The sequence below is a fragment of the Streptomyces sp. ISL-11 genome (genome assembly GCF_018614525.1).
Lineage (GTDB): Bacteria > Actinomycetota > Actinomycetes > Streptomycetales > Streptomycetaceae > Streptomyces.
Window position 1 is genome coordinate 1 of sequence record NZ_JAGGOL010000025.1, and the last position, 15,242, is coordinate 15,242.

Annotated in this window: 15 protein-coding genes; 4 read left to right on the top strand and 11 right to left on the bottom strand. The window is 72.9% G+C overall.

Annotated elements, in window-relative coordinates; all coding sequences use genetic code 11:
- The 4 genes from J7E86_RS06545 to J7E86_RS06560 form a co-directional block, all read right to left on the bottom strand.
- On the bottom strand, positions 1-527 hold a 527-nt coding region (locus J7E86_RS06545), incomplete at its 3' end, for a biotin/lipoyl-containing protein (protein ID WP_285439653.1).
- 49 nt (positions 528-576) lie between these two features.
- Positions 577-1,965 carry a dihydrolipoyl dehydrogenase gene (lpdA, locus tag J7E86_RS06550; RefSeq protein WP_215080556.1) on the bottom strand — a complete coding sequence of 463 codons (1,389 nt, stop codon included), beginning with the start codon at positions 1,963-1,965 and terminating at the stop codon, positions 577-579.
- Positions 1,966-2,264: 299 nt separating this feature from the next.
- On the bottom strand, positions 2,265-3,785 hold the full coding sequence (locus J7E86_RS06555; protein ID WP_215080557.1) for a leucyl aminopeptidase: 1,521 nt from the start codon (positions 3,783-3,785) through the stop codon (positions 2,265-2,267).
- 445 nt (positions 3,786-4,230) lie between these two features.
- A complete protein-coding gene (locus J7E86_RS06560; RefSeq protein WP_215080558.1) occupies positions 4,231-5,028 on the bottom strand; it encodes an adenosylcobinamide-GDP ribazoletransferase in 798 nt (265 codons plus the stop codon).
- 70 nt (positions 5,029-5,098) lie between these two features.
- Between J7E86_RS06560 and J7E86_RS06565 the strand changes: the two genes are divergently transcribed.
- The gene (locus J7E86_RS06565) at positions 5,099-5,836 is read left to right on the top strand and encodes a hypothetical protein (RefSeq protein ID WP_215080559.1); all 738 of its coding nucleotides are present in this window, start codon (positions 5,099-5,101) and stop codon (positions 5,834-5,836) included.
- Here J7E86_RS06565 and J7E86_RS06570 read toward each other — a convergent pair.
- The 4 genes from J7E86_RS06570 to J7E86_RS06585 all read right to left on the bottom strand — a co-directional run bounded on the left by J7E86_RS06570 (position 5,803) and on the right by J7E86_RS06585 (position 10,679).
- Positions 5,803-6,522: a hypothetical protein gene (locus J7E86_RS06570; protein ID WP_215080560.1), complete on the bottom strand. Its 720-nt coding sequence runs from the start codon at positions 6,520-6,522 to the stop codon at positions 5,803-5,805. The two genes, J7E86_RS06565 and J7E86_RS06570, sit on opposite strands and share 34 nt — an antisense overlap.
- Entirely contained in the window at positions 6,519-8,285 is a 1,767-nt protein-coding gene (locus J7E86_RS06575; protein ID WP_215080561.1) for a phosphatidylglycerol lysyltransferase domain-containing protein, read from the bottom strand. Before J7E86_RS06575 ends, J7E86_RS06570 begins: the two co-directional genes overlap by 4 nt.
- Before the next feature lie 66 nt (positions 8,286-8,351).
- On the bottom strand, positions 8,352-9,398 hold the full coding sequence (cobT, locus tag J7E86_RS06580) for a nicotinate-nucleotide--dimethylbenzimidazole phosphoribosyltransferase (protein WP_215080562.1): 1,047 nt from the start codon (positions 9,396-9,398) through the stop codon (positions 8,352-8,354).
- A 75-nt stretch (positions 9,399-9,473) separates the two neighbouring features.
- A complete protein-coding gene (locus J7E86_RS06585; protein WP_215080563.1) occupies positions 9,474-10,679 on the bottom strand; it encodes a bifunctional adenosylcobinamide kinase/adenosylcobinamide-phosphate guanylyltransferase in 1,206 nt (401 codons plus the stop codon).
- Positions 10,680-10,934: 255 nt separating this feature from the next.
- On the opposite strand from J7E86_RS06585, the gene J7E86_RS06590 reads away from it, so the two are divergent.
- Entirely contained in the window at positions 10,935-11,144 is a 210-nt protein-coding gene (locus J7E86_RS06590) for a hypothetical protein (protein WP_215080564.1), read from the top strand.
- Positions 11,145-11,183: 39 nt separating this feature from the next.
- On the opposite strand, the gene J7E86_RS06595 is transcribed toward J7E86_RS06590, so the two are convergent.
- The 3 genes from J7E86_RS06595 to J7E86_RS06605 form a co-directional block, all read right to left on the bottom strand.
- Positions 11,184-12,284 carry a S1C family serine protease gene (locus tag J7E86_RS06595; RefSeq protein ID WP_215080565.1) on the bottom strand — a complete coding sequence of 367 codons (1,101 nt, stop codon included), beginning with the start codon at positions 12,282-12,284 and terminating at the stop codon, positions 11,184-11,186.
- Between the two features lie 81 nt (positions 12,285-12,365).
- Positions 12,366-13,073, bottom strand: coding sequence for a methyltransferase domain-containing protein (locus tag J7E86_RS06600; RefSeq protein ID WP_215080566.1), 708 nt, complete (start codon positions 13,071-13,073; stop codon positions 12,366-12,368).
- 92 nt (positions 13,074-13,165) lie between these two features.
- Positions 13,166-13,765, bottom strand: a complete 600-nt coding sequence (locus tag J7E86_RS06605; protein ID WP_215080567.1) for a DUF3043 domain-containing protein — start codon at positions 13,763-13,765, stop codon at positions 13,166-13,168.
- A gap of 276 nt (positions 13,766-14,041) precedes the next feature.
- Here J7E86_RS06605 and J7E86_RS06610 point away from each other — a divergent pair, with 276 nt between their 5' ends.
- Together J7E86_RS06610 and J7E86_RS06615 are read left to right on the top strand one after the other, a co-directional pair.
- The gene (locus J7E86_RS06610) at positions 14,042-14,836 is read left to right on the top strand and encodes a PspA/IM30 family protein (protein WP_215080568.1); all 795 of its coding nucleotides are present in this window, start codon (positions 14,042-14,044) and stop codon (positions 14,834-14,836) included.
- Positions 14,837-14,879: 43 nt separating this feature from the next.
- On the top strand, positions 14,880-15,158 hold the full coding sequence (locus J7E86_RS06615; protein ID WP_215080569.1) for a hypothetical protein: 279 nt from the start codon (positions 14,880-14,882) through the stop codon (positions 15,156-15,158).
- Positions 15,159-15,242 lie beyond the last annotated feature (84 nt).

Below are 15,242 nucleotides of genomic sequence, written 5' to 3' on the forward strand. Positions count from 1 at the left end.
GGGATCTCGGTGTCGACCTTGTCGGTGGAGACCTCGAGCAGCGGCTCGTCGACCTCGACGCTCTCGCCGACCTGCTTCAGCCAGCGGGTGACGGTGCCCTCGGTCACGGACTCGCCCAGGGCGGGGAGCACGACCGGGGTGCCCTCGGCAGCACCGGCGGCGGGGGCCGCGGGGGCCTCCTCGGCGGGGGCGGCGGGGGCCTCGGCGACCGGGGCCGGAGCCTCGGCCGGAGCGGCGGGGGCCTCGGCGGGCGCCTCGGTGGCGGCCGGGGCCTCGGCGGCGGCACCGGTGCCGTCGTCGATGATGGCCAGCTCGGCGCCGACCTCGACCGTCTCGTCCTCGGCGACCTTGATGGAGGCCAGGATGCCGGACGCGGGGGCCGGGATCTCGGTGTCGACCTTGTCGGTGGAGACCTCGAGCAGCGGCTCGTCGGCCTCGACGCGCTCACCCTCGGCCTTGAGCCAGCGGGTGACGGTGCCCTCGGACACGCTCTCGCCGAGCGCCGGCAGTGTTACGGAAACCGCCATGGTTGCGGTTGCTCCTTACGAGTAGTGCGGATGGTGGTGCGCTCGGGACCTAGTCGTGCGAGTGCAGCGGCTTCCCGGCCAGGGCCAGGTGGGCCTCGCCGAGAGCCTCGTTCTGCGTCGGGTGCGCGTGGATGAGCTGCGCGACCTCGGCCGGCAGCGCCTCCCAGTTGTAGATCAGCTGGGCTTCGCCGACCTGCTCACCCATACGGTCGCCGACCATGTGGACGCCGACCACGGCACCGTCCCGCACCTGGACGAGCTTGATCTCGCCCGCGGTCTTGAGGATCTTGCTCTTGCCGTTGCCCGCGAGGTTGTACTTCAGAGTGACGACCTTGTCGGCGCCGTACAGCTCCTTGGCCTTCGCCTCGGTGATACCGACGGAGGCGACCTCGGGGTGGCAGTACGTGACGCGCGGCACGCCGTCGTAGTCGACCGGTACGGGCTTGAGCCCGGCCAGACGCTCCGCAACCAGGATGCCCTCGGCGAAGCCGACGTGCGCGAGCTGGAGGGTCGGGACGAGGTCACCGACGGCGGAGATGGTCTCCACGTTGGTGCGCATGTAGCCGTCCACCAGGACGTAGCCGCGGTCCATGGCGACCCCGGCCTCCTCGTAGCCCAGGCCCTGGGAGACCGGGCCGCGGCCGACGGCGACGAGCAGCAGCTCGGCCTCGAAGGTCTTGCCGTTCTCCAGCGAGACCTTCACCCCGTCGGCGGTGTACTCCACGCCGGAGAAGCGGGAACCGAGGGAGAAGTTGATGCCGCGCTTGCGGAAGGCGCGCTCCAGCAGCTTGGAGCTGTTCTCGTCCTCGACCGGGACGAGGTGCGGAAGCGCCTCGACGATGGTGACGTCGGTGCCGAAGGACTTCCACGCGGAGGCGAACTCGACGCCGATGACGCCGCCGCCCAGCACGATCGCGGACTTCGGCACGCGGTCCAGGACCAGCGCGTGGTCCGAGGAGATGACGCGGTTGCCGTCGATGGTCAGGCCCGGCAGCGACTTCGGCACGGAGCCGGTCGCGAGCAGGACGTGGCGGCCGGTGTAGCGCTGGCCGTTGACGTCCACGGACGTCGGGGAGGAGAGGCGGCCCTCGCCGGCCACGTAGGTGACCTTGCGGGAGGCGACCAGACCCTGCAGGCCCTTGTACAGGCCCGAGATCACGTCGTCCTTGTACTTCTGGACGCCCGCGATGTCGATGCCCTCGAAGGTGGCCTTGACACCGAACTGCGCGGCTTCGCGAGCCTGATCGGCGATCTCACCGGCGTGCAGCAGCGCCTTGGTAGGGATGCAGCCGTTGTGCAGGCAGGTGCCGCCCAGCTTGTCCTTCTCGATCAGAGCGACGTCCAGACCCAGCTGCGCTCCGCGCAGGGCAGCGGCGTAACCGCCGCTACCGCCTCCGAGGATCACTAGGTCGAAAACGGTGCTGGCGTCGTTCGCCACGTCACGTCCTCCATGCATGGGTACGCCGTGCCGGTCAACGGTGACCGGGCGGCGGCTGTTGTTCGGCCGCTGTTGCTTCGGCCCTGGGTCAAGGGGGGCCCTGTCCTGCCGAGACAACATCTTCGCACTTGTTGACGGACGGCGGGACGCCGGGCCGGGCTGTGGGGCGACTGATGCGTCACCTTCACGGGTTACTCACGCGTACGACGCGGTGGATTTCGTTCAGGGCGAACGGCCGCCGGCCGGCCCCGGGCGAAAACACCCGGGGTCGGCCGAAACCGTACGAACCTACGAAAGGCTCAGCCCAGGTCGCCGTCGGCGGTGTACTCCGCCAGACGGACCAGGGTGCGCACGGCGGAGCCGGTGCCGCCCTTCGGGGTGTAGCCGAACGGCGCGCTCTCGTGGTAGGCAGGGCCCGCGATGTCCAGGTGGGCCCAGGTGATGCCCTCGCCCACGAACTCCTTCAGGAAGACGCCGGCCAGCAGGCCGCCGCCCATCCGCTCGCCGATGTTGGCGAAGTCGGCGACGGGGGAGTCCATGCTCTTGCGCAGCTCGGCCGGCATCGGCATGGGCCACGCCGGCTCGCCGACCTCCTCGGCGATCTCGTAGAGCGAGGTGCGGAAGGCGTCGTCGTTGGCCATGACACCGAACGTGCGGTTGCCGAGCGCGAGGACCATGGCACCCGTGAGGGTGGCGACGTCCACGATCGCGTCGGGGTTCTCCTCCGAGGCGCGCACCAGGGCGTCGGCCAGGACCAGCCGGCCCTCGGCGTCGGTGTTGAGGACCTCGACGGTCTTGCCGCCGTACATCCGCAGCACGTCACCCGGGCGGGTGGCGCTGCCCGAGGGCATGTTCTCGGCGAGGGCCAGCCAGCCCGTGACGTTGACCCGCAGGCCCAGGCGGGCGGCGGCAACGACCGCGCCGAACACGGCGGCGGCGCCGCTCATGTCGCACTTCATGGTCTCGTTGTGGCCGGCCGGCTTCAGGGAGATGCCGCCCGAGTCGTAGGTGATGCCCTTGCCGACCAGGGCCAGGGTCTTCTCCGCCTTGGGGTGGGTGTAGGCGACGCGGACCAGGCGCGGCGGCACCGTGGAGCCCTGGCCGACGCCCATCAGGCCGCCGAAGCCGCCCTTGAGCAGCGCCTTCTCGTCGAGCACCTCGACCTTGAGGCCGTACTCCTTGCCGGCGGCCTGGGCAGTGGCGGCGAACGACTTGGGGTGCAGGTCGTTCGGCGGCATGTTGATCAGGTCGCGGGCGCGGTTGACCTCCTCGCACACCACCGTGGCGCGCTCGGCGGCGGCCTTGAACGCCTTGTCGCGGGGCTTGGTGCCCAGCAGCGCGATCTCGGCCAGCGGCGCGTTCTTCTGCGCGTCCTTCTTGCCGTTGACGCGCGCGGCGTCGTAGGAGTACGCGCCGAGCAGGGCGCCCTCGGCGATGGCCGCGGCGGCCTCCGCGTCCTCGGTGGGCAGGGCGAACCCGGCCTTCTTGGTGCCCGTCAGCGCGCGGGCCGCGGTGCCGGCCGCCCGGCGCAGCGCCTCGTGGTCGAAGCCCTCGTCCTTCGCGGGGGCGTCGCCGAGCCCGACCGCCAGCACGACCGGGGCCTTGAGCCCGGACGGGGCGGGGAGCTTGGTCGCCTCACCCTCGCCGCCCGTGGCGCCGAGGGTCTCCAGGACGGTGGCGAGCTTGCCGTCGAACGCCTTGTCCACGGCTTCGGCGCCGGAGGCGACGACGGGACCCTTCGGGCCCTTGGTCACACCGACGACGATGGCGTCCGCGCGCAGCGTCGCCGCACTGGAAGTGCTGAGAGTCAGAGCAGACACGGTGGTGGGGTCCCTACTTCCGTTGAGTTCCTCGGCCGATGGGTGGGCCGGCCGCACCCTGGGCATCGTATGCCGGGGCGCTCCGGGCCACCGGGCTCGGGTCCGCCCCCAAACTAGCGCTGTCGGCGGGCGGATCGTCCGGTACGAGCCGGGTGCGGGTCCTGGGCGGTGTCCGGCGGGTCATGTGAGCGGGTTGCTGCGGGCCGTGTCGTGCGCACCGACCGCTGCGCGGCGGTGTCCTCAAACGCCGGACGGGCTGAAGGGGGCTGAGCCCAGCCACAATCAAGCCGGTCCGGCGATTGAGGACGCGCCCGCAGGGCGCCCGCCGCCGCAGGCGGCAAAGACGGCGGCCCGCAGTCGGAGACCCGCAGGGCGCGCTCGCTGCCGCACGCGGCAACACGCGGCAAAGACGGCGGCCCGCAGCCGGAGACCCGCCGGACACCGCCTAGCCGAGGGCGAGGACGAGCAGCGCCGCGGTCGCCGCGGTCTCCGCGAGAGCGCCGAAGACGTCACCGGTCACCCCGCCGAACCGCCGTACGCAGCGCCGCAGCAGCAGTTCGCCGGCGCCGAGCGCGAGCAGCGCCGCGCCGCCCGCGCGCACCGCGTCGTACCGACCGGACAGCGCGCCGGCGCCCACCGCCGCGGCCACGACCAGGGCCGCCACCAGCAGCGCGGCGCCGGCCGGGACCACACCGGCCACCGCCGCGCCCAGCCCGTCGGGGCGCGCGGGTGGCACCCCGGCGCGGGAGGCGAGGGTCAGGGAGCAGCGGGCGGCGAGCGCGGCCACGACCGCCGCGACGGCGCCGCGTTCCCAGCCCGCGGCGTACAGCCCGGTGAGCGCGGCGACCTGTCCGAGAAGGGTCAGCAGGAGGGTCACGACACCGAACGGCCCGATGTCGGACTGCTTCATGATCCGCAGCGCGTCGGCCGCCGGCCGGCCGCTGCCGAGCCCGTCCGCGACATCCGCGAGACCGTCCAAGTGGAGTCCGCGCGTGAGGACTGCGGGCACCGCCACGCCGGCCACCGCGGCCATCATCGGGCTGCCGCCCAGGGCCAGCAGCAGCAGCCCGGCCGCGGCCGCGCAACCGCCCACGACCAGCCCCGCGAGGGGTGCGGCGAGCATGCCGCCGCGGGCGGCGCCGCGGTCCCAGCGGGTGACGCGCACGGGCAGCACGGTCAGCGTGCCGAAGGCGAAGCGGAACGCGTCGCCGGGGCCGGCGGAAGCGGGTGTCGTGTCGGTCATCGCGGGCACACTATCCCGCCCGGCGAGGGCAGTAGGTTGCCGGTCGGGGGGCGACGGAAACGGGTGAGGCATGGGTCATTGGTGGCAGCGCAACATCGTCGAACCGGGGAAGCTCCCGCTGCTGCTCGCGCTGGCCTCGTTCGTGCTGACCTTTCTGGTCACGCGGATCATCACCCGGCTGATCCGCGCGGGCAAGGGCCCCTTCCGCAACGTCAGCCCCGGCGGCCTGCACGTCCACCATGTGGTGCCCGGCGTGGTGCTGATGGTGGTCGGCGGTTTCGCGGCGGTCGCCTCCGGTCGGCACGGCTTCGGGGCGGCGGTGGCGGCGGTGGTGTTCGGGGCCGGTGCCGGGCTGGTGCTGGACGAGTTCGCGCTCGTCCTGCACCTGGACGACGTGTACTGGACCGAGCAGGGCCGAAAGAGCGTCGAGATCGTGGTGCTGACGGCGTCCCTGGTGATGCTGATGCTCGCCGGGTTCCTGCCGTTCGGGGTCAACGAGCTGACCTCGGAGGAGCTGCACGACCGTGGCGTGGTGGTCACCAACGTCCTGATCAACTTCCTCGTCGCGCTCTTCGCCCTGGCCAAGGGCAAGCCGCGGATGGCCGTGCTCGGCTGCGTGGTGCCGTTCGTCGCGATCGTGGGCGCGGTACGGCTGGCCCGCCCCGGCTCACCCTGGGCGCGGCGGTTCTACCGCCACCGGCCACGGGCGCGCCGCAAGGCACGGGTGCGCGCCTTCCGGCACGACGCGCGCTGGGAGGCCGCCCGCAACCGGCTTCACGACCTGCTGGCGGGCGCCCCCGACCGCTGACCGGAGGAGGCGTAGGCGTCCCGCCGGGGCTTGCGCAGCCGGCGCACCTCGTCCACCGCGCACAGCGTGAGCATCGCGGCGACCGCCGCGATGTGCTCCTTGCCCGCCAGGTTGGGCTTGAGTACCACCTCGACGGCCATGGCCAGGACGACGACCGCGCAGGTGAACCAGGCGCGGTAGCGCCAGGAGACGTACACCGCCAGTCCCACCACCGCCGCCGACGGGCCGGTGTCGATGACCTTGGCGGCGTCCGCCGGCAGGCCGAACACCGAGTCCGGCCCGAGGTGGACGGCCAGCCGCGCGTACATCGTCCCGGTGAGCGTGGCGACGTAGGAGATGGCCAGCGTGCGCCACTTGCCCAGAGAGATCTCGGCGATCCCGAACACCAGCAGGACCTGCGCCAGCGCGCCCCACACCGGTAGGTCCAGCGCCGGTACGAACAGCGACAGCGGCGTCCGCAGCAGCGCCAGCCACCAGGGCAGCTGTGCCTGCACCGAGCCCAGCCGCTGTACGGGCTCGAAGCCCCAGGGCTGGTTCTGGACGATCTGGAAGACCGCCGTCAGGCCCACCGCCGACAGCGTCATCGGGATGGCCCGGAGCCGGTCATGGGTGACCGCCCGCCGTACGGTCCGGACGAGCGGTCCCCATTCGGTGCGCGCGGCGCGACGCAGCGCCGCGCGGTTCATCGCGGGCTCTCCAGGTGCTTTCGGTTGAGCCACTTGGGCAGGCCGGGAGCCTCCAGGAAGCCTTCCGCCCGTGCGCCGGCGATCCCGATCCGCAGCAGATCGCCACTCTTCTCGAAGAGCATGAAACGAGGTTCCCAGATGGGGCGGTATTTCGCATTTGCACGGTAGAGCGATTCGATCTGCCACCAGCGGGAGAAGAAGCTGAGCAGCGAACGCCACATGCGCAGCACCGGTCCGGCGCCGAGCTTGGAACCCCGCTCGAAGACCGCGCGGAACATCGCGAAGTTCAGTGACACCCGGACGATGCCGAGCGCCTGCGCCCGCTGCAGCAGCTCGATGACCATGAACTCCATCAGGCCGTTCTCGGAGTCGCGGTCACGCCGCATCAGGTCGAGCGAGAGGCCCTTGGGCCCCCACGGCACGAAGCTCAGCAGCGCCCGCAGCTCGCCGTCGCCGTCATGGCACTCCAGCATCACGCAGCGGCCGTCGCCCGGGTCGCCGAGCCGGCCCAGCGCCATGGAGAAGCCGCGCTCGGTCGCGCCGTCGCGCCAGTCGTCGGCGCGGCGCAGCAGCTCGGCCATCTCCTCGTCGGGGATGTCCTCGTGGCGGCGGATCCGCACGGTGTAGCCGGCGCGCTTGACCCGGTTGTACGCCTGGCGGACGGTGCGCATCGCGCGCCCGTCCAGGGTGAACTCGTCGGTGTCCACGATGGCCTCGTCGCCGAGCTCCAGGGCGTCCAGGCCGTGCCGGGCGTAGATGGTGCCGCCCTCCTCGCTCGCGCCCATCACGGCCGGGATCCAGCCGTGCTCGCGGGCCTCGGTCAGCCAGGGCTCGATGGCGCCGGGCCACGCCTCGGGGTCGCCGATGGGGTCGCCGGAGGCGAGGGACACGCCGCCGATCACCCGGTAGGTGACCGCGGCCTTGCCGGACGGGGACCACAGGACGCTCTTCTCCCGGCGCAGCGCGAAGTAGCCCAGGGAGTCGCGGTCGCCGTGCCGGTCGAGCAGGGCGCGCAGCCGCTCCTCGTCCTCGGTGCTCAGCGGGTCCGTGGCGCGCCGCGCGCGGAAGGCGGCGTACACGACGAGCAGCAGCAGGAACATGCTCATCACGTTGATGAAGACGTCGACCCAGCCCGGCGTGGCGATGCCCGGATAGTGCGCGTCGTCCGCGGCGAGCGAGACCAGCCGCATGAACCCGTAGTGCCAGCGGTCGAGGAAGGTCGAGCGGTAGTCGTCCCGGGCCTCGTTGGTGACCGTCACCAGCAGGGTGGCGATCAGCGACGTGACGAGCAGGCCGCCGGCCGCCACGATCGCGGCGAGCCGGGGATTGGCGCGGTCGCCCTTGGCGTAGAACTCGCGGCGGCCCACCAGCAGCGCGGCCACGAACAGTCCGGTGGCCACCAGCGAGAACCAGTTCAGCGGGTGCCGGTGGAACTCCGGGAAGTACATCGCGAAGGCCAGCAGCACCAGGAGCAGCCCGGCCAGCACCAGGTTCAGGATCCACGAGGCGCGCTTGCGCCGGCGCAGCGTGACCGCCATGACCAGCGACCACAGCGCCGACGCGAAGCCCGCCGTCAGCAGATAGGGGGTGAAGAACTCCTCGACGTTGTGCCGGCGGATGTCCGCGCCGAACGACACCCACACCGCGCCGAGGAGATTGAGGAACGTGACGACGCGTAGGTACCACACGGCGAAAGCGGCGGCGCGCCGCGGCCAGAGGCCATTCCGCGCGCCTTCATCCGGAGTCAAGCGGACTTCTCCCATGAAAAGTGAGCATATGGGGCACTGTCTGCGACGGGAGTCCGAATGGGGCGCCTTCGGCGTGGGCCGTCAGGCGCGTTCGGGGAGTTCCGCCGCCAGGGCCGCGGCCGCCTGCACCAGTGGCAGAGCGAGCAGCGCCCCTGTCCCCTCGCCCACTGTGACGCCGTGATCGAGCAAAGGGTTGAGCGCCATCCGGTCCAGTGCCTTGGCCTGCGCCGGATCGCCGCTCGCCTGACCGGCCAGCCACCAGTCCGGCGCCCGGAACGCCACCCGCTGCGCGACCAGGGCGCACGCCGCGGAGACGACTCCGTCGAGGACGACGGGGGTGCGGCGCACCGCGCTCTGCAGCAGGAAACCCGTGGTCGCCGCGAGATCCGCGCCGCCGGTCGCCGCCAGCAGCCGCAGCTGGTCCCCGAGGACCGGGCGGGCCCGGCGCAGCGCGTCCCGGATCGCCGCGCACTTGCGCATCCACGCCAGGTCGTCGATGCCCGCGCCGCCGCGGCCGGTGACCACGGACGCGTCCGTGCCGCACAGGGCGCCGATCAGCGTGCCGGCGGCGGTGGTGCCGCCCACGCTGAGGTCGCCCAGCACCACCAGGTCCGTACCGGCGTCCGCCTCCTCGTCGGCGATGGCCATGCCGGCCCGGAACGCCGCCTCGGCCTCCTCGGCGGTCAGCGCGTCCTCGACGTCGATACGGCCCGAGCCGCGCCGCACCCGGTGGCGGGTGACGTCCTCGGGCAGTTCGGCCGGGTCGCAGTCCACCGACATGTCGACGACGCGCAGCCGCGCCCCGAACTGCCGGGCCAGGACCGCCGCCGGGCTCCCGCCGTCCAGCGCGGCCCGTACGAGCTCCCGGGCGCCACCGGCCGGGCCGGCCGACACGCCGAGCTCGGCGACGCCGTGGTCGCCGGCGAACAGCAGGGCGGTGACCCGCGCGACGGGCCTGGCCGGCACGGCTCCCTGCGCGGCGGCGAGCCACTCGCCCAGCTCGTCCAGACGGCCCAGCGCGCCGGGGCGCGGAGCGAGGCGCTCGCGCCGCGATTCGGCGTCCCGCCGGGTTCCGGGGTCGGGGCGCTCGATCAGTGTGGCGAAGTCATCAAGATTCAGACCGCTCATCCGCTGAACACTACCGGTCTGTGGGAGAAGGTCCAGGCTGTCCTCAATCGCCGGACGGGCTGGAAATCCAGAGGGTCACCGCAACGGCAACGCCTGGCCCGCCACCACCAGGACCACCCGCTCGCACTCCCTCGCCAGGATGGCGTTCACGCGGCCCAGTTCGTCGCGGAAGCGGCGGCCCGAGGACGTGGCCGGGACGACGCCCGAGCCGACCTCGTTGCTGACCAGGACGACCGTGCGGGCCGTGCCGCGCAGCGCTGTCGCCAGGGCCGCCACCCGCTCGGCCAGCGCGGCCGCGCCACCGTTCTCCCAGGTCTCGTCCGACCAGGCGCCGACGGCGTCCATCGCGTCCGTCAGCCACAGCGCCAGGCAGTCGATCAGCAGCGGCGGGCCGTCCGAGGTCAGCAGGGGGACCAGGTCGCGGGTCTCGGCCGTGCGCCAGGAGCCCGGCCGGCGATCGCGGTGCAGGGCCACCCGCGTCGCCCAGTCGGCGTCGCCCTCGCGCGTGCCGCCGGTGGCGACGTACAGCACGTCGGGGAAGGACTCCAGCCGCCGCTCGGCCTCCACCGACTTGCCGGACCGGGCGCCGCCCAGCACGAGCGTGCGGCGCGGCAGGTCGGGCACCGCGTGGTAGTCGCCGACCACCAGCGTCGTGCCGTCGGGAACGGTCCGCGCGCCCGCCGCCGCCAGCCGCCGGTGCAGCTCACGGCCCGGCGGTACGTCGTGGTCGATGTGGACGCCGAGGACGTCGGTGGTGGCGGTGACCGCGCCGGCGCCGCGCAGCCGGGCGAGGGCGTCCGGCCGGCCGAGCACGTCGAGCAGCACCATGTCGTACGGGCCGGGAGTCTCGAACGGGCCGTTGAGCCCGGCGGGTGCCGTGCCAGGCGGGAGGTAGAGCAGCCGGTCCCCGTCCGGGCCCGTCACCTCGTAGCCGGTGCCCGGCGCGTCCAGGGCCACCGCCCGTACCCGGTGCCCGCTGATCACCGACAGCTCGCGGCCGTCCGGTACCCGCACCGGCGCGGGCAGCCCCGCCGGGAACTCCACGACGGGCCCGTCGTGCGGGTGGGAGAGCAGCACCTGCCGCACCCCGGCGATCGACCGCCCCGCGCGGGCGGCCGCGAAGGCCGGGCCCGGGGTCAGGTCGAGGAGCAGGGCCGCGTCGACGAGGAGCGCGGTCGCGGCCCGCGCCTCGTCGCCGACGGCGGTGGCGCAGGACGCGCAGGGGCAGCCGGGGCGCGGGAGTCCGTCGGGGGCCCCGGTGCCGAGGAGAGTGAGTTCCACGCACTGATCGTCTCGCGTCCGCCCGGCGTGGGCGCGCCGGGCTCACCCTTTCTCGTTCCCGGCGGGCCGTTGGGCGGTGTCCGGCGGGTCTTCGGCCGCGGGCCGTCTGTGCGCCTGCGGCGGCGAGCGCCCCTGCGGGCGCGTCCTCAAACGCCGGACGGGCTTGATTTCACCCGCCGGACACGGCCTAGGCTGCGCGACAGCATGTGACTGTGCGGCGTAACCAGGACTGTCAGCAGGATTCAGGAGGCGGACATGGTGTGGACGTGGCGGTTCGAGAAGGCCGACGGGACGGAGACGAGCCCGGCGGTGGAGCCCGAGGAGTTCACCACGCAGGGCGACGCGGAGTCCTGGATCGGTGAGGTCTGGAAGGAGCTCCTGGACGGCGGTGCCGAGCAAGTGACGCTCTTCGAGGACGACACCCAGATCTACGTGATGAGTCTGCGCGCCGCCGCCGAGAGCTGAGCCGGGGGCCGCGGGGCGCCCGTCGCCCCGCGGCCGCCCTCACATCTCGCCCAGCGTGACCGTCACGGTCCGCTCGGCGCCGTCGCGGTCGTACGTCACCTCTGCGCGGTCGCCCGGCCGGAGGCCCGCGAGCGCCTCGGACAGCGACTGCATGGTCGTGATGTCGTTCTTGTTCAGGCGGGTGATGATGTCGCCCGTCCTGATGCCCGCCTTGGCGGCGGCCCCGTCCCGGCTGACGTCGGCCACCGCGACACCGGCGGGCGCGAACCCCGCGCCGACGATCGTCCGCCCGGTGATGCCGAGCGCCGCCCGCCCGGAGTCGGTGACCTTGCCGCTCCTGATGATCTGCCCGGCGATGGTGCGGACCGTGGCGGCGGGGATCGCGAAGCCGATGCCGGGCGCCGCGCCCTGGCCGAGCTCGGGGTCGACGGCGGCCAGCGTGGGAATGCCGATGACCTGCCCGCCGAGATTGACCAGGGCGCCGCCGCTGTTGCCGGGGTTGATCGCGGCCGAGGTCTGCACCATGTTGGCGATGGTGGCGCCCGTGCCGCCGCCGGACCGTCCCTCGCTGACCGTACGGCCGACGGCCGAGACGATGCCCTGGGTGACGCTGCTGGACAGGCCGAGCGGGTTGCCCATGGCGAGCACGATCTGGCCCACCTCGACCTTTGCGGAGTCGCCGAACGTGGCGGGCTTCAGGCTCCCCGGCACGTCGTCGAGCACGATGACCGCGAGGTCCTGGTCGGGATAGCTCGCCACGAGCCGGGCGCCGACGCTGCCGCCGCCCGTGGCCAGGGTGACCTTGAAGGTCTTGGCGTCGCCGACGACGTGCGCGTTGGTGACGATGTGGCCCTTGTCGTCGTAGACGACGCCGGAGCCGAGCCCCTCGCCGTTGGTGATCTGCACGACCGACGGCAGGACGTCCTTGACCACCTTCTCGTAGGCGGCCTGGAGATCACCGGCCGAGCCGGGGGCCTTGGGCGGGGCGGGCGCGGGTGAGCCCGAGGAGGTGGCCGGGGCCGACGGGGCCGCCCTGCCGGCGGTGCCGGAGCAGCCGCCGAGCACCGCCGCCGCGCAGGCGGCGGCGGTCACGGACAGCAGGAGCCGGCGCGGGAGGGGCCGTGCGCGGGAGACGTCCATGCTCGGAGTATCACGTTCGTCCGGCCCGCTGTCCGGCCGGACAAGGCATCCGGTGCGCGTCCGCGGCCCCCGCGCCGTCGCTCACCCCCGTACGCCGCACAGGTGCAGCAGCGCCGCCACCGCGCGGTACGGATCGGTGCGGCCCGCCCGGTCCTCGGCGGCCAGCAGGCGGTCCAGCGCCTCTCCGGCGGGCGGCTCCTGCCCGTCGGCCGCCAGGTCGCAGAAGACCCGGATGCCGTACCAGGCGTGCAGGGGGGCGCCGATCCCGGCGAGCGTCGCCGTCAGCGTCTCCAGCCGGTCGGCGCGCACCTCCAGGCCGAGGCGGTTGGTGTACGCGGGGGAGTCGAAGGCCGCGAGGGCGGTGTCCCAGTCCCCGGCCAGCCCCGGCCGCATCGCCAGAGCGTCGGCGTTGCGCACGACCAGGGAGAGCAGACCGCCGGGGGCGAGCACCCGGGCCAGGCCGGCGAGCATCGGGTCGGGCGCGCTCACGTACATCAGGACACCGTGGCAGAGCACGATGTCGAAGGAGCCGGGCAGGAAGTGCGCGCCGGCGTCGCGGCCGTCGCCCTCGACGATCCGCATCCGCTCCTGAATGCCCTCGGGCTCGGCGGTCAGCGCCTCGCGCACGGCCGCCACCATCCGCGGGTCGGACTCCAGGCCCGTCACCTCGTGGCCGGCGCGGGCCAGCCGCAGGGCCTGGGTGCCCTGGCCGGGGCCCACGTCGAGGACCCGCAGCCGGCGGCCCACCGGGAAGCGGGCCGCTATCTGTTCGTCGAGCTGGCGTGCCACCAGCTCCTGACGAACGATGTTCCGTAAGCCACCGAGCCCACGGAGCCAGCCCTCCGCGCCACCGCCGAAGCCGGACGCGAAGGCGGCACCGCTCAGTGCTTCTCCCCGCGCTTGACCTTCGGCTTGGGCAGCCGCAGCCGGCGCATCTGGAGCGTGCGCATCAGGGCGTACGGCACGGCGCCGCGCAGGTTCTCGTCCGGGAAGCGCTGCTTGAGCGCCCGCTTGAGCGTCACGGCCGTGATCACGGAGTTGATGACGATCAGGATGATCACGAGCAGCCAGGCCAGCAGCACGTACGACTGGAACTTGCCCTGGTTGATCATGCTCAGGATGAGGATGACCACGGCGAGCGGCAGGAAGAACTCCGCCACCGAGTACCGGGCGTCCACGAAATCGCGCGCGAAGCTGCGGATCGGGCCCTTGTCACGGGCCGGCAGGAACCGCTCGTCGCCCTTGGCGAGGGCTTCGCGCTGCTTGGCCAGATCGGACCGGCGGGCCTCGCGGGCCCGCTTGGTGGCGTCCTTGCGGTTGGCCGGCGTGCTGGCCAGGCTGCGGCGCTGCGAGGTGGCCTCGCTGCGCTTGGGGGTGGGGCGGCCCTTGGGTGCCTGCGGGTCGCGCTGCTTCGGCTGGTCCGCGCTCACCTGGGTGGCGGCGGCCTGCTCATCCTTGGAAGTGGAACGGCTTCGGAACACAAAACCCAAGGGTACGGGGTACCGGCGGACGGTCACCGGCCGCAAGGGAACGATCCGGCAACGGCGGCGTGTTCACCGGACGGGCCGCGGGGCCGCGCACCCGTTCCCCCTGATGATCTCCTACTCCTTCCGCCGGAGGACGGCGAACTTGTGATCGTCCTGCAGGAGGAGCGCATCGGCGCCCGAACAGTGCGGTAATGGAAGCAGGGCCCGTACTGTGGGGTCTGCAAGATGTGCTGGAGTTCGTAGTCCGTCAGAAGGGGGCGCCCGAGGCCCATGAGCGGTGTCATGAAGCGTATGGGAATGATTTTCCGCGCGAAGGCCAACAAGGCCCTGGACCGGGCCGAGGACCCGCGCGAAACCCTCGACTACTCGTATCAGAAGCAGCTCGAACTGCTCCAGAAGGTACGGCGCGGCGTCGCCGACGTCGCCACGTCCCGCAAGCGCCTGGAGCTCCAGCTCAACCAGCTCCAGGGCCAGTCCACCAAGCTGGAGGACCAGGGCCGCAAGGCCCTCGCCCTCGGCCGCGAGGACCTGGCGCGCGAGGCGCTCTCCCGCCGCGCCGCCCTCCAGCAGCAGGTCAGCGACCTGGAGACGCAGCACACCACGCTCCAGGGCGAGGAGGAGAAGCTCACCCTCGCGGCGCAGCGCCTCCAGGCCAAGGTCGACGCCTTCCGCACCAAGAAGGAGACCATCAAGGCCACCTACACCGCCGCCCAGGCCCAGACCCGCATCGGCGAGGCGTTCTCGGGCATCTCCGAGGAGATGGGCGACGTCGGCATGGCCATCCAGCGGGCCGAGGACAAGACGCAGCAGATGCAGGCACGCGCCGGCGCCATCGACGAGCTGCTCGCCTCGGGCGCGCTCGACGACCCGACCGGCACCGCCAAGGACGACATCACCGCCGAGCTGGAGCGCCTCTCCGGCGGCAGCGACGTCGAGCTGGAGCTCCAGCGGATGAAGGCCGAGCTGGCGGGCGGCAGCGCGCCGAAGCAGGCCATCGAGGGCGGCACCGGGGGCCAGGCCGAGCAGGCCCGGCCGCAGGACCAGCCGCGCTTCGACAAGCAGTAGGACCGGCAGTGCGTCACCAGGTAGCCGACCGAGGGAGACCGTCATGATCGTGCGGATCATGGGGGAGGGACAGTGGAAGCTGGCCGACGGCCACTTCACCGAGCTCAACAAGCTGGACGACGAACTGCTCGAAGAGATGGAGAGCGGTGACGGGGAGGGCTTCCGCCGGACCCTCGGCGCCCTGCTCGACGCCGTGCGCCGGCTGGGCGAGCCGCTGCCCGACGACGCGCTCGAACCCTCGGAGCTGATCCTTCCCGCACCCGACGCGACCCTTGACGAGGTCAAGGACATGCTCAGCGACGACGGTCTCATCCCCGGCTGACCCGGCTGAGCCAGCCTTCCCGGCTGATCAGGCTGTCCCGGGCCGGCCCGGCACTCCAGCACCGGTGCCCCTGTCCCCGATACC

Coding starts and splice junctions, on each gene's coding strand:
- J7E86_RS06595 (WP_215080565.1), bottom strand. CDS start 12,284: ATGGACGTCTCCCGCGCACGGCCCCTCCCGCGCCGGCTCCTGCTGTCC.
- J7E86_RS06570 (WP_215080560.1), bottom strand. CDS start 6,522: ATGAACCGCGCGGCGCTGCGTCGCGCCGCGCGCACCGAATGGGGACCG.
- J7E86_RS06575 (WP_215080561.1), bottom strand. CDS start 8,285: ATGGGAGAAGTCCGCTTGACTCCGGATGAAGGCGCGCGGAATGGCCTC.
- J7E86_RS06560 (WP_215080558.1), bottom strand. CDS start 5,028: ATGACCGACACGACACCCGCTTCCGCCGGCCCCGGCGACGCGTTCCGC.
- J7E86_RS06565 (WP_215080559.1), top strand. CDS start 5,099: ATGGGTCATTGGTGGCAGCGCAACATCGTCGAACCGGGGAAGCTCCCG.
- cobT (WP_215080562.1), bottom strand. CDS start 9,398: ATGAGCGGTCTGAATCTTGATGACTTCGCCACACTGATCGAGCGCCCC.
- J7E86_RS06610 (WP_215080568.1), top strand. CDS start 14,042: ATGAGCGGTGTCATGAAGCGTATGGGAATGATTTTCCGCGCGAAGGCC.
- J7E86_RS06590 (WP_215080564.1), top strand. CDS start 10,935: ATGGTGTGGACGTGGCGGTTCGAGAAGGCCGACGGGACGGAGACGAGC.
- J7E86_RS06615 (WP_215080569.1), top strand. CDS start 14,880: ATGATCGTGCGGATCATGGGGGAGGGACAGTGGAAGCTGGCCGACGGC.